The sequence below is a fragment of the Hyella patelloides LEGE 07179 genome, from assembly GCF_900659865.1.
Classification (GTDB): Bacteria; Cyanobacteriota; Cyanobacteriia; order Cyanobacteriales; family Xenococcaceae; genus Hyella; species Hyella patelloides.
On sequence record NZ_LR213848.1, the window covers coordinates 12,984 to 25,785 of the forward strand.

Annotated in this window: 14 protein-coding genes; 8 read left to right on the plus strand and 6 right to left on the minus strand. The window is 35.7% G+C overall.

Annotated features, from left to right (window positions below):
• On the plus strand, nucleotides 1-1,533 hold a 1,533-nt coding region (locus H1P_RS36090; protein WP_186375968.1), incomplete at its 5' end, for a hypothetical protein.
• Nucleotides 1,534-1,553: 20 nt separating this feature from the next.
• Here the strand turns inward: H1P_RS36090 and H1P_RS14365 are convergent.
• Nucleotides 1,554-2,945 (minus strand): ATP-binding protein, encoded by a 1,392-nt coding sequence (locus H1P_RS14365; protein WP_144868291.1) that lies wholly within the window; start codon nucleotides 2,943-2,945, stop codon nucleotides 1,554-1,556.
• Nucleotides 2,946-3,060: 115 nt separating this feature from the next.
• Between H1P_RS14365 and H1P_RS14370 the strand changes: the two genes are divergently transcribed.
• The gene (locus H1P_RS14370; protein WP_144868269.1) at nucleotides 3,061-3,258 is read left to right on the plus strand and encodes a DUF751 family protein; all 198 of its coding nucleotides are present in this window, start codon (nucleotides 3,061-3,063) and stop codon (nucleotides 3,256-3,258) included.
• Between the two features lie 572 nt (nucleotides 3,259-3,830).
• Here H1P_RS14370 and H1P_RS14380 read toward each other — a convergent pair.
• A complete protein-coding gene (locus tag H1P_RS14380) occupies nucleotides 3,831-5,261 on the minus strand; it encodes a bifunctional serine/threonine protein kinase/MFS transporter (protein ID WP_144868271.1) in 1,431 nt (476 codons plus the stop codon).
• Nucleotides 5,262-5,399: 138 nt separating this feature from the next.
• A complete protein-coding gene (locus H1P_RS14385) occupies nucleotides 5,400-6,383 on the minus strand; it encodes a LysR family transcriptional regulator (RefSeq protein WP_144868273.1) in 984 nt (327 codons plus the stop codon).
• Nucleotides 6,384-6,577: 194 nt separating this feature from the next.
• On the opposite strand from H1P_RS14385, the gene H1P_RS14390 reads away from it, so the two are divergent.
• Nucleotides 6,578-7,294, plus strand: a complete 717-nt coding sequence (locus tag H1P_RS14390; RefSeq protein ID WP_144868275.1) for an NnrU family protein — start codon at nucleotides 6,578-6,580, stop codon at nucleotides 7,292-7,294.
• Nucleotides 7,295-7,476: 182 nt separating this feature from the next.
• A complete protein-coding gene (locus H1P_RS14395) occupies nucleotides 7,477-7,818 on the plus strand; it encodes a thioredoxin family protein (protein WP_144868277.1) in 342 nt (113 codons plus the stop codon).
• Between the two features lie 142 nt (nucleotides 7,819-7,960).
• Here the strand turns inward: H1P_RS14395 and H1P_RS14400 are convergent, their stop codons facing one another.
• Nucleotides 7,961-8,905 (minus strand): serine hydrolase, encoded by a 945-nt coding sequence (locus H1P_RS14400; protein ID WP_144868279.1) that lies wholly within the window; start codon nucleotides 8,903-8,905, stop codon nucleotides 7,961-7,963.
• Nucleotides 8,906-9,176: 271 nt separating this feature from the next.
• Here H1P_RS14400 and H1P_RS14405 point away from each other — a divergent pair, with 271 nt between their 5' ends.
• The 4 genes from H1P_RS14405 to H1P_RS14420 all read left to right on the plus strand — a co-directional run bounded on the left by H1P_RS14405 (nucleotide 9,177) and on the right by H1P_RS14420 (nucleotide 11,232).
• Complete coding sequence (locus H1P_RS14405) at nucleotides 9,177-9,575, plus strand: TMEM165/GDT1 family protein (protein ID WP_144868281.1); 399 nt, start codon at nucleotides 9,177-9,179, stop codon at nucleotides 9,573-9,575.
• A gap of 137 nt (nucleotides 9,576-9,712) precedes the next feature.
• Entirely contained in the window at nucleotides 9,713-9,997 is a 285-nt protein-coding gene (locus H1P_RS14410) for a TMEM165/GDT1 family protein (RefSeq protein WP_144868283.1), read from the plus strand.
• Nucleotides 9,998-10,046: 49 nt separating this feature from the next.
• Nucleotides 10,047-10,574 (plus strand): hypothetical protein, encoded by a 528-nt coding sequence (locus H1P_RS14415; protein ID WP_222427063.1) that lies wholly within the window; start codon nucleotides 10,047-10,049, stop codon nucleotides 10,572-10,574.
• A 190-nt stretch (nucleotides 10,575-10,764) separates the two neighbouring features.
• Nucleotides 10,765-11,232, plus strand: a complete 468-nt coding sequence (locus H1P_RS14420) for a hypothetical protein (RefSeq protein WP_144868285.1) — start codon at nucleotides 10,765-10,767, stop codon at nucleotides 11,230-11,232.
• A gap of 123 nt (nucleotides 11,233-11,355) precedes the next feature.
• On the opposite strand, the gene H1P_RS14425 is transcribed toward H1P_RS14420, so the two are convergent.
• Nucleotides 11,356-11,733, minus strand: coding sequence for a DUF1499 domain-containing protein (locus H1P_RS14425; RefSeq protein ID WP_144868287.1), 378 nt, complete (start codon nucleotides 11,731-11,733; stop codon nucleotides 11,356-11,358).
• A gap of 96 nt (nucleotides 11,734-11,829) precedes the next feature.
• The gene (locus H1P_RS14430; protein WP_144868289.1) at nucleotides 11,830-12,786 is read right to left on the minus strand and encodes an ABC transporter ATP-binding protein; all 957 of its coding nucleotides are present in this window, start codon (nucleotides 12,784-12,786) and stop codon (nucleotides 11,830-11,832) included.
• Nucleotides 12,787-12,802 lie beyond the last annotated feature (16 nt).

The following is a 12,802-nucleotide window of genomic DNA, read 5'->3' on the forward strand; positions in this document are numbered from 1 at the left end:
TCTTTTGATGATGATCCTGAAGTCGAAGAATCTGGTAATGATAATTTAATGGGATTGATGGAAGACGATGAGTTGGCTTCCTTTGATGATCCTGAAGTCGAAGAGACTTCGATGATGGATGAGTTGGCTTCTTTTGATGATGATCCTGAAGTCGAAGAAACTCCGATGATGGATGAGTTGGTTTCCTTTGATGATGATCCTGAAGTCGAAGAATCTGGTAATGATAATTTAATGGGATTGATGGAAGACGATGAGTTGGCTTCCTTTGATGATCCTGAAGTCGAAGAAACTTCGATGATGAATGAGTTGGTTTCTTTTGATGATCCTGAAGTCGAAGAAACTCCGATGATGGATGAGTTGGCTTCTTTTGATGATGATCCTGAAGTCGAAGAATCTGGTAATGATAATTTAATGGGATTGATGGAAGACGATGAGTTGGCTTCCTTTGATGATCCTGAAGTCGAAGAGACTTCGATGATGGATGAGTTGGTTTCCTTTGATGATCCTGAAGTCGAAGAAACTCCGATGATGGATGAGTTGGTTTCTTTTGATGAGGAAGTCGCTGAAGAAGAAACTCCGATGATGGATGAGTTGGCTTCTTTTGATGATCCTGAAGTCGCTGAAGAAGAAACTCCGATGATGGATGAGTTGGCTTCTTTTGATGATCCTGAAGTCGAAGAAACTCCGATGATGGATGAGTTGGTTTCTTTTGATCGGGAAGTCGCTGAAGAAGAGACTTCGATGATGGATGAGTTGGCTTCTTTTGATGATCCTGAAGTCGCTGAAGAAGAATCCAGCGATGATTTAGTAGGATTGATAGGAAATGCTTATGCTCTCTCTGCTCTCGATGATGAAATAGTTGAAGAAGAAATTCCTGTAGTGGATGGGTTGGCTTCTCTTGATGAAGAAGAAGAGATTTCTGTGATGGGTGAATTTAGCAGTTTTGATCGAATTGAAAATGATTCTGAGGGCGAGTTGACGGGAGGAAATGCTCTCGGTCAGAAAGCATATTCCACTCCCATGTTGACAGAATTATTAGGAAATAATGATACATTTGCTCCCTCTAAAGAAGCAGAAGATAAAGATATCTCTGAAAATATCTCAAACTTCATCCCAGAAAATTTGATTTATGAGGAAACAGAAACAAATGAAATAGAAGAAGAGCTTCCTCATGAAATTATTAATTTAATAGCAGAGAGTGAAACTCTATCTGATATTGAAGAATTAGAAGCTACTGAAATTTTACCTCAAAATAATTTAGAAGAAAGTATTCTGAATCATGAATTATTCAACTCTATAGAAGAATTAAACGAGGAAGAAAAAGACAATAGTAACGAAGATTTTTCAGGAATCGAATCTTTGATAGAGCGAGTTGATGAGTTTACATCAGATGAAACACAAGAATTAGAAGAAGTAGAACAAAAGCTAAGTGTTTTAGACCAAATTTCTGAAGAATCTTTTGATGAATTACAAGATTTATTGGGTTCTGTTAAAGAGAATAATTTTGAATTAGAGGAGGAAATTATCGAATAATTATTTAGATTTTTGATTGTTTAACTAATAGGTAAGATAACTGTAAATGTAGTACCGATATTTACAGTACTTTCTACTGTAATCTCTCCTTTATGGCTTTCTACTATTGCTTTGGCGATCGCTAAACCTAATCCCGAACCTGTTCCTACTGTAGTCTTTTGCTGTCTGGAACGAGCAGGATCGACTCGATAAAAACGATTGAAGATATGGGGTAAATCGGATTCTGCAATCCCTTTCCCTGTATCTTTGATTGCTATGATTAAAAAATTTTGACGGTTACGTTTTCTGAGTTTTCTAATAACTTGATATTGCTTACTATCTCTAAGCTCTATAATTACTTTATTAGAAAATATTGCTATCGAGTTTTCTTCTGTTTTACTATACTCAATAGCATTAGCAATTAAATTTGTAAATAAACGAGCTAAACGATCCCAATCCCCTAAAATAGTGAAGTTTTCTTTTTGATTATTTTCTGAATTTTCTATATTAGTTTCTAGTTCTGATTCGCGAATATTGAGTTCTAAAATAACTCCTTTTTGTTTGGCTAAGGTTCTTTGTTCTTCAATCACTTCAATTAATAACGCATCGACTTGAACTGGTTGCCAATCTATTTCGGAAATACCGCTATCAGAACGAGCTAAAAAGAGTAAATCGTTAACTAATTTTCCTAGTCTTTGAGTTAATCTTTCAATAATTTGTAACTGTTTTGCTTGTTTTTGGGGTTCTGCTTCAGGATAAGCTAGTGCCATCTGTACATTGGTTTGAATAGTGGCGATGGGGTTACGTAATTCGTGGGAAGCATCGGCAGTAAACTGCTTTAAACTAGAATAAGATTGCCTTACTGGTTCGATAGCAATTCCTGAAAGCCACCAGCCAATAGCACCTACGAAAGCTATCATTAAACTAATTCCTAGTATTAAATCGCGAGTCAGTTGGCGGATGGGTTTAGTTACTTCAAACCAGGGATGACTGACTCTTAAGTAGCCCAGTATTTTATCTTCTAGCTTTATAGTTTCGGTTATTTGACGAAAAGTGCGTTCTGGAGAAAGTGCAACTGTTTCTAGCCGATGATTATAATGCAGAGGAATGCCCAAAGGCTCACTAAAAGTAGACCACAGTAATTCTTCTTGAGGTGTAAACCACTCGAAATCGATGCGATCGTCTCCTACTACTTCAGCATTGTAGCGGAAACTGGCTTCTAAATTAACTTTATACTCTTTTTTTGCTGAGGCGATGGGTTGAATGATAACTGAGTGTTCTACTACCTCTACAACGTGTTTTAAGGTATCATCAATGCGATCTATGAGGGTTGTCCGTACATACACATAAACCCCTGTGGCGAATAAAAGTAATAGAATAGCAGTAACTGTAGTATACCAAAGAGCTAGACGCAGACGAGTAGATCGAAACAACAAATTCATGTGTAATTGGAGAAATATCTTTAGATGTAGATTAGTTGAAAATAGTTACTTTAACCCTGTTTAATTAAAATAGTAAGGTATTAGATATCAAGTTTTATAAATAACCATGCAAGATTTTTTCCAGAACGTTAGTCGCTATCCACGCTATCTGATTAGTTTTAGTATCGGTATTTTTTGGGCTTTTTTTGAAAAATTAGCCCCTTTTCTGAAAAATCCCGTGACTGCTGTTGCTGTAATTGGCTTGGGTGTGGGAACGTTTGCTTTCTTATATCTAACTCTAGAAGCAATGCTAGGAATTAATTAGAACTATGCTAAAGGATACAAGATGAAGTAGTAAAAATTTTTCAAGTAGCCAGTAGCGAAAGGAATTAATAATTGATAATTGGTTAAGCTAACAATTGAATATTACCTATCATCGATTTTATATCGTACTTGTGGTAGTACCGCTTGAACATCTATGGCTGAATATTCCATAAGTTTCATGTCATCATCAAGAATACTTTGAATGATAGCAATTTGAGTGTTACTAAGTTTCTGTTTCCATTTATAAATACTTGAGGTAAAAATAGGTTTTAAAGTGTTATTCATATGTTCTGAATATCTTTTATTAAAACCTAATTCTTTCCTTTGATTAAATACTAGCATTTGTGGGAAAATTCTAAATTTAAAAATTCACAAATTGGTTTTGAAGCTTTTTCTGGTTGACCAACTAAATCTTCATATGTGACAACTCTATATCTTGTAGAACCTAATTGTTCTGCGTATTTTCTGTGAGTTTCTATTTTTTCTTAATATCAATTGAGCTCTTTTAAGTATTTTTTATTAACAAAAGTACCATAATTTCGATAAATTTTAGGTAAAAGAAAACTGATTACTCTACAGTAAACGTGCTAGTATTTGATATATTAAACGAAATAAAGCTGTAATAGCGATCGCGCCTGCTCCGCTCATTGCTGCAATAACTAAAATAATTCCTATTGTTAATCCTCCTTGTAATACAGGGAAGAAAAAGACAATTGCTGCACTAATACCTGCAATAATTACTAAATCTATTTTTTCAATAATACGACGAGTTTGAGCATAAATTAAACCTGCAATACTCGCTCCTAAAATACCTAAACTAACTCCTGAAACAGCAAATAAATTAGTTAAAAAAATTGCTAATAATGCTCCTTCAAAACCTGTGAATGCAGCACTACCTAAAATTTCTACAAGAGAGAAATTAGGAGGATTTCTACGGACAGGTGGCTTAGAGGGAGTGGAGGGTACAGGGGAAGCGACAATAGTAGAGGAAGCTGAAGATGTGGGGGGGTTCTGCGAAACACTCGTACTGGGAGCGGGAGAAGTAGAGGAAGTCGAAGAAGTAGAGTTAAGAAGAGATAGAACTTCAGTAGCTGATTGGTAGCGTTGAGCAGGAATAGACATCAGCATTTTATCTAACATTTCATCCAAGGGTTCGTTTACTGGGGCATAATTACGCCATACCCAACAATTATGGTAGCTATCATATAGCTGTTCTGCTGGCTTTCCTGTTAATAAACTGATACAAGTAACTGCCAAAGCGTATAAATCAGTAGCAGGATAAACTTGTTTTCCTGCCATTTGTTCGGGTGGCGCAAAACCCATAGAATAAATTCCCGTAGATTTTCCTGAGTTTGCACCACTGGCTATTTGTTTAACCGCACCAAAATCTAGTAAATAAATTTTACCATTACGATCACGCATGATATTAGAGGGTTTAATATCACGATGAATGACATTTCTCTGGTGAATAAAATCTAAAATTTTGAGAACTTCTTGCAAGATTTGGAGAACTTCTGTTTCAGAAAATTGTCCTTTTTGTTCTAATTCTGATTCTAAATCTTGTCCATCAATATATTCTTGTACCAAATAAAAATATTGTTCGTTATCTTGACCATTACGACATGAAACAATGGGAGTAAAAAAGGCATATAGATCGGGGATTTGGGGGTGTTGATTGCCTAATTCTTCTAAAACTACCCCTTCTCTAGCGAATAATTCTTGTGCTAAATCTAAATCTTGAGGGCTAAGATTACCTGATGGTTTAAATTGCTTAACAACACAATAGCGAAATTTGGGACTATAGCGATCGCGTGCTAAAAAAGCAGCACCAAAACCCCCCTGTCCTAATAACTTTTCAGGAATGTAGCGGTCTGCTAAAATCAATGGCATTCCACAAGTAGCGCAGTACTTTTGTGAGGCAGTTTTCACCTGACTAATACTATCTAAATCACTAAAAAAGTTTTTTGGATTAGAACATTTAGGACGAGTACAAAGAATCTCCATTTGGCATTAGCTATGTCTCAACAATCACTATTACAACAAGATACACTGCTATCTAGGTAACTAGCCAATAACCATCTAATGTTTTAATCCATAGCCACCATAAGTACTAATTAACTATTCACTTTTCATTTGTGAATTTCAAAGAGTTGGAGCCTCGGTTTTAGCTTCTAAATACAAAGATTCTAGAGGAGAAAATTCGTGTTGAGTAGAAAACTCTGGTAAAATCTCAGCGCTAAAGGCTTCCGCAGCTTTGGAACAATAGCGGTTAGGATTAATAATTACAGAAAGAGTACGCTTAACTATCATACTTTCTATTTTCGCTCTGTGTAACACTCCCATTTCCAACTCTTTTTCAATCGCCGTAGTAGACACAAAAGCTGCACCTAAACCAGATTGCACAGCATTTTTAATCGCTTCAATAGAATTTAACTCCATTTCGATTCTCAGGCGTTTGGGGTCTATTTCGTAACGAGTCAGTACCTTATCAATTACTTTACGAATGGTTGATTGAGAATCAAGGGTAATAAAATTAAGCTTATATAAATCGTCTTTTTGAATCATTTCCACCTGCGCTAAAGGATGAAAAGAAGGCAAAATAAGAGCCAATTCATCTTCTGCATAGGGCATAATTTTCAGTGTATCTTGCAGTTCGGTGGGTACTTCTCCACCAATAATAGCTAAATCTACCTGTCCGTTTGCCACAGCCCAAGAAGTACGGCGAGTTGAATGTACTTGCAACTGTACCGAAACATCAGGATACTTTTGCCGAAATAAACCAATCATCCGAGGAATTAAATAAGTTCCTGTGGTTTGGGATGCCCCTACAATGAGAGTTCCTCCCTGAAGATTTTGTAGATCTTCAATTGCACGACAGGTTTCTTGACACAAGGCAATTATTTTTTCGCCGTAACTCAGCAACAAATATCCTGCTTCAGTTAATTTAGCTCTTCTTCCACCACGATCGAACAAAGGTACATTAAGTTGTTTTTCGAGATTTTGTACCTGGAGACTTACCGCAGGTTGAGACACATAAAGGCTGTCAGCAGCCCTTTTAAAACTGCCTTCTGATGCGATCGCTTTTAGGATACGAAGTTGATCCAAGGTGAAAGGAATATCAGACATAATATTTTGTCAAAATTATGGTTATTAGCCAGTAATTAACTTTGCTAGAAAATTCAGGCAATTACTAAATTAGATTTAAATATGTGATGGAAATTTTCCACCATACTTTTGACAGTAACACGATAGGGGATCGTATTTATTTTTGATCGCTGTTACCATCTAATATAGAAAATTTCTCTTATTACAAAATATCTATGACAGAATTTAGCCCGATTGCATCCAGTCATTGGACAATGTTGGCTCTTTTAGCTGGATTTGCGATCGCTCATAGTGGTTTGGCAGCCCTCAGACCTTGGGGAGAAAGTAAAATTGGTGCTAGACTGTATCGCGTCTTGTTTGCTTTAGTCAGTATTCCCTCCGCAACTATACTGATTATTTATTTTTTCAATCATCGCTATGATGGTTGGCAATTATGGCAGGTACAGGGAGTTCCTGGAGTTAAATCTGTGGTCTGGATTCTTTCTTTTATTTCCTTCATTTTTCTTTATCCTGCAACCTTTAACTTGCTAGAAATTGCAGCCGTCCAAAAACCCCAAGTACACCTCTACGAAACTGGGATTATCCGCATCTCTCGCCATCCCCAAATGGTCGGACAAGTAATTTGGTGTATTGCTCATACTTTGTGGCTTGGGACAACTTTTACTTTGGTTACTTCCATAGGTTTAATTGGTCATCATTTATTTGCTGTTTGGCATGGCGATCGCAGATTAACCAAAAGATATGGTGATTCTTTTACAAAAGTTAAAGAAAGAACCTCTGTAATTCCTTTTTTAGCCGTACTTGATGGCAGACAACAATTAAAATGGCAAGAATTTCTACGCCCTGCTTATGTGGGAGTAGTGGCATTTGTGATGCTGTTTTGGTGGGGTCATCCCTGGCTAATGGTAGCTACCTCAAGAGTACCTTGGTAAGTGGTTCTTAGCTGTTAGCTACTTTATATTGATACACCAAGAAAACAATGCATTTGTTCTATCAAATTTAGCCTCAACCAAGTAGTTAAAAATAAAGTAGTAAAAATGGTGTTTTATCGATCCCAATTCGATGTAGCATGGTTTTAGGGCAATAAAACTCTTTTAAAAAATAACTTAATAAAATGTTTTCAAACGTTAACGAAGAGACTTTTCTAGAAGAAGTCTTACAATCTTCTCAACCCGTTTTAGTGCATTTTTGGGCTCCTTGGTGTGGTTTATGTCGCATGATCGATCCTATGCTAGAGCAATTACAAAAAAGCTTAGATAAACCGATTAAATTAGTATCTATAAATGCGGATGATAACTTTAAATTAGCTAATGCTTATCGCCTTCGCAGTTTACCGACTTTACTCTTTTTCAAAGATGGTAGTATCCAAAAGAGATTAGATAATTTTCAAGGTCGAGATGGTGTTTTTTCGACTATTCAGCATTTAATCCAACAAAATCAAAGGGTTAGTGGGTAGAGACATTCCAGGTCACGTCCGTACAGTTGTTAGTTGTTGGGAGGTAATAGATCGATAGTATTGCCTCCCTTGCTTTTCCTGCTCACATGACGCTCAATCTCAAAGAATCAATCAAATGCGTAACCGTTTACCTAAATCAAACTCAGGCTAGATTTTTAATTGCTGTAACGAAAGCTTGAGAGATAAAAGGAAGTATCTCTTTATTTTTGGCATTTGCTTTGCCTTCTGTGAACACTATCAATAGATAGGGTTGTAGGTCGGGAATTTCAATATAAGCAGCATCATGGCGGGTTTGAGATGTCCAGCCCGCTTTTGACCATACTTGAGCGTTATGGGTTAATCCTGACCCTAGAAAACCTGTAACTTGGTCTTCTTCCCCGTCATATCGTGCCAAATAATCAGGATTTAGACTACGCTTAAGTAGTTGCATCATCTGAGTAGAGCGATCGCTAGACACAGCAACACCGCCAATAATACTATGAAGTAATCTAGCCACTCCATCAGTATTTAACACATTCCGATTATCCATTAACTCTCCGAGGAAAGCTCTTTCTCTCCCGTAAGCTCCCTCATTCCAAGGCTTCTGATTCACATTGATATTTTCCAACTCTTGCCAACCCAAAGACTTAAAATAGCGATTAATAATATTTCGTTGCTGTTTCCAGGTTGCAAAAGGTGCAGCAGGTAATTCGGGTCCACTAGTAGTCCCCGTTAAAACGTCTACAATTAAGCTAGTAGCATCGTTACTAGAATCGACAATAGCATCTTTGATTGCTCGTTGTAATTCTGGGCTATCTGCTACCATTCCTTTATCTAGCCATTCGTGAATTGCCACTAAATAAAACAATTTAACAATGCTGGCAGGATAAATTTTTTCTACACCCCGATAGCTACAACCTCTCACAGGATGTTGCCAAAATTCTTGTGCCGAAAGCGCACCACCAGTATTAACAATAACTGGAGGATCGTAAACAATCCAAGTTATTGCAATTTGATCTTGAGCTAAAGTAGGAAACTTTGCCCAGGTAGTGTCTAAAATCTGATTAACCAGATTAGTTAAGGAAGAATCTTGGCGAAAGAAAACCATCGTAATGTCAGAAAATAAGAAGGTATTGCTGGACTAATAGATTGTAGCTGACTAAAGGGAAAGATAAAGTAGACAAGGGGGTAGGGTTAGTTGGAATATCTAGTAATCGAACAGAATTGTTTGTATATTATTTCAAGCTCTAAGCCTGGTATAGCAAGAGAATAATTGCACAATTAATTTTGTCTAGGTACTTAGATGGAATATAAGGAAGACAAGAAAGATATAATACGATGTTGGGAACTTAATCAGGTACAAAATAGCAATTAACCAGATGACAACTGATAACTTCAAAGCAAATGTAGAACATGAAGCACAAAGTATTGCAATATCAAATAATGATTTAAAATCTACAAACACGACAAAAGAAGTGCAACCTAATCCCAAAAATCAGGGTCGTTTCTGGGCAGTTTTTAGTTCTACTTTTATCACTATTTTTTTAGCAGAAATGGGTGATAAAACTCAGTTAGTTACTTTACTCATGAGTGCCGAATCTCAGTCACCTTGGATTGTTTTTACTGGGGCAGCGGTCGCGCTTATTTCTACTAGCTTATTAGGAGTTTTAATTGGTTATTGGTTGTCGAAAAAATTATCACCCAAAACTTTGGATTTTTCTGTAGCAATGCTTTTGTTATTTATTACCGCTTGGCTAATTAATGACATTATTCAGTAATCATTTAACATCGATCATTTATCAGTTTGTAGTTAATGACTAACAATCAACAATGAGCAATGAGAGATTAGCTATTAGTAAATAAACTCTAAAATCATTACCTCCGAATAACTAACTCAAAACTATTAACAAAAATAATGGATTTACAACTTTTAGGATTGAGCTTTATTACTGTATTTTTAGCTGAAATTGGCGATAAAAGCCAGATAGCAGCGATCGCATTAGGAGGAAGTTCTAAACATCCTCGTGCTGTCTTTTTAGGCTCTACAGTAGCTTTAATTTTAGCTAGTTTTTTAGGAGTAATTGCTGGTGGTGGAGTTGCCCAATTTTTACCAGAAAAGCTTTTAAAATCTTTAGCAGCGATCGGTTTTGCTACGATGGCATTAAGATTATTATGGACTCCTACTATGGAAGAAGATTAGCCATGATTGGATAATAGTTAAAGTTAATAGTTACATTTGATATATTTTCATGAACTTAAAAACTATTTTGAAGAATCTCAATCAAGGAAAACTATTCTTTATATTTTTGATTGTTACCCTAATAGTAGTATATCCACTTTTTGGCTATTCCCAAGATAATCAGCAAGTAACTCAATTTAATTTCTTAGAAAAAACTTTAATTAGCTATGGTTTTACTGTAAAAAAAGAAATACCACCTTACAAAAATAGATATGGTATTAGACCTTATGGTTTACTAGAAGGAAAAACACAAACTGTTTGGATTAATCCTGTAGTTTTTGACCTAGGAAATGCTAAAGCCACAATAATACACGAAGCAGTTCATGCAGCACAACTATGTGTAGGAAATAAAGAGGAATTTAAGTTACTCAATTTAGATATCGAACCGCCAAAAATGACTCATCCTTATTTCATGCGTTATCACAATTATCGAAAAGAAATCGAAGCCGAAGCTTATACAGTTCAAGTACAACCTAACAGCTTAGAAATAGCAAAAAATTTTCTTGATAGCTATTGTTCATCTAATAACAATAAATAAAATAAAAATCGTTACTAAAAAATAAAAGGTTAGTTATTGGAATAGTGATATAGTGTAGGCGATCGCTTTAAATTAAGTCTGATTTTTATGGGAACTGTTCGGACAATAAAGCTTGTTGTTTCGTCGATCGGTTTAACACAATTTTTGGGAATTTTATATATGTGATATTTGAGAGAGATTTTAATACCATATGTTAAGTGAAAATGAAATTGTACGGTTGAGAAATGAAATAAAAGCTAAAGCTAATTCTAATAGCAAAATGTACGGAAAATTATTAGAATGGCAAGAATCTTTTGCAAATCATTATGCAATTGGTCTTTCAGATGAATATATGTTTAGTCCAGGGGGAGTATTTTCTGTAATAAAAATATCAGAATATAATTTAAAGTCAACTCCTACTAAAACTTTGCCTTCAAATTTAGTAATTCAAAGATTAATATATGCTTTGGATTGTTTTAAGACATGGGAGTATGGTTTATTGGGGTGGAATTGCGAACATTATTCGCGTTTAGTGGCTACTAATGAAGCTTTTTCCTATCAAGTTAAATTTTCTCCTTTAGCTTTTTTAAATAATGGTGGATATCATCCTGATGCGGTAAATATATTTCAAAAATATCTTAAGAAGAAAGGCTTAAAGGAATTAATTAGAAATCCTTGAAGTAAGCGTAATTTGATTTATCTAAGATGTTTTCATCATAGTAGACAAATTCTGATTCTTTACTTCCCTAAATAGGCAAAGGTAGGTTTTACCACCTACCTTTAAGAAAATAATCTAAAATATTTAAGCTAGCTTAGATCTAATTTCTTCTACACGCTTGCGATTAACTCCTAGATCGGATTGACCTAAACGAGATGCAGAGCGCACATGAACCACATTGGCACTATTATCTGAATAAAACTCTACATCATCGACATATCCCATTAGTTGGCTGGTAAATTCTGCATAGAGATAATTATCAGTTTCCTCTACAATTTTTGTTCTTTCCATACTTTCTACTACTTCTTTAATTTTAGAAATAGCAACCGCAGGTAAAGGATCGATTTTAGATTGCTCATCACTACTTTGAGAATTAACACAATTAGGACTACCAGGACAAGCTACTAATTTTCCGTTATTTACCCCTAAGTTATCTGGTCTTTTTCCTGAAAAATTAAACATAATTGAAGTTTTTTGTCAAAAAATTATCTACCAAGATAAATATTGTCCCATTTTTTTATAATTTTTTCAGGTTATATATTTCGTCTGTTTATTTAATTATTTAAGTTCTACATCGGATTCTTCGGTGGTAAGCTGCAAAAAGACATCTTCTAAACTGGGACGAGTGCGACGCATTTCGTGTAAACCAATACCTTGACTAACAATAGTGGCTGTTAGTTCTTTGCCTAAGTCTGAACCATTACAAGTAACTTTAAGTATGCTATGTTCGTTTTCAGATTCTGGTGCTGTTAGGTGCTGAATATCTAATACTCCAGGAATATCAGCTAATTTGCTTAAAAGAGTTTGGATATTGCCTTCGAGTTCTAACTCATAGCTATGGCTAGCTGTTAATTGTTCTTGTAAAGCTAGAGGAGTGCTGGTAGCTACTATCTTACCGCGATTAATAATTGTAACACGATCGCAGATTGCACTCACTTCTGGCAGAATATGACTAGAGAGAATAATGGTGTGATCTCCTGCCAAACTTTTAATTAAGTTGCGTACTTCTATAATCTGTCTGGGATCTAACCCTACAGTGGGTTCATCTAAAATAATTACCGCAGGATCGTGTACTATGGCTTGGGCAATTCCTACTCTTTGACGATACCCCTTGGATAGCTTGCGAATTGCTATTTTGGCTTTATCTTCTAGTTGACAGCTATGAATAGCCGACTGAACTTTTTGTTGACGATTTTTTGCTTTTACACCCTTAATTTTAGCGACAAAATTTAAAAACCCTTCTACTGTCATATCAGGATACAAAGGAGGATTCTCTGGTAAGTAACCAATACGACGACGTACTTCCATAGATTGCTGATGGACATCGTAACCCGCAATTTTAGCTGTTCCTGAAGTGGCTGGTAAATATCCTGCTAAAATACGCATGGTAGTGGTTTTTCCTGCACCATTAGGACCTAAAAAACCGATAATTTCTCCTGTTTCCACAGTAAAGTCTACATCTTCAATCGCAACAGTCGAACCATATATTTTACTGAGATGTTCAACTTTAATCATACTGATGTTTTGGTTG

Coding starts and splice junctions, on each gene's coding strand:
- H1P_RS14370 (WP_144868269.1), top strand. CDS start 3,061: ATGCAAGATTTTTTCCAGAACGTTAGTCGCTATCCACGCTATCTGATT.
- H1P_RS14380 (WP_144868271.1), bottom strand. CDS start 5,261: ATGGAGATTCTTTGTACTCGTCCTAAATGTTCTAATCCAAAAAACTTT.
- H1P_RS14385 (WP_144868273.1), bottom strand. CDS start 6,383: ATGTCTGATATTCCTTTCACCTTGGATCAACTTCGTATCCTAAAAGCG.
- H1P_RS14390 (WP_144868275.1), top strand. CDS start 6,578: ATGACAGAATTTAGCCCGATTGCATCCAGTCATTGGACAATGTTGGCT.
- H1P_RS14395 (WP_144868277.1), top strand. CDS start 7,477: ATGTTTTCAAACGTTAACGAAGAGACTTTTCTAGAAGAAGTCTTACAA.
- H1P_RS14400 (WP_144868279.1), bottom strand. CDS start 8,905: ATGGTTTTCTTTCGCCAAGATTCTTCCTTAACTAATCTGGTTAATCAG.
- H1P_RS14405 (WP_144868281.1), top strand. CDS start 9,177: ATGACAACTGATAACTTCAAAGCAAATGTAGAACATGAAGCACAAAGT.
- H1P_RS14410 (WP_144868283.1), top strand. CDS start 9,713: ATGGATTTACAACTTTTAGGATTGAGCTTTATTACTGTATTTTTAGCT.
- H1P_RS14415 (WP_222427063.1), top strand. CDS start 10,047: ATGAACTTAAAAACTATTTTGAAGAATCTCAATCAAGGAAAACTATTC.
- H1P_RS14420 (WP_144868285.1), top strand. CDS start 10,765: ATGTTAAGTGAAAATGAAATTGTACGGTTGAGAAATGAAATAAAAGCT.
- H1P_RS14425 (WP_144868287.1), bottom strand. CDS start 11,733: ATGTTTAATTTTTCAGGAAAAAGACCAGATAACTTAGGGGTAAATAAC.
- H1P_RS14430 (WP_144868289.1), bottom strand. CDS start 12,786: ATGATTAAAGTTGAACATCTCAGTAAAATATATGGTTCGACTGTTGCG.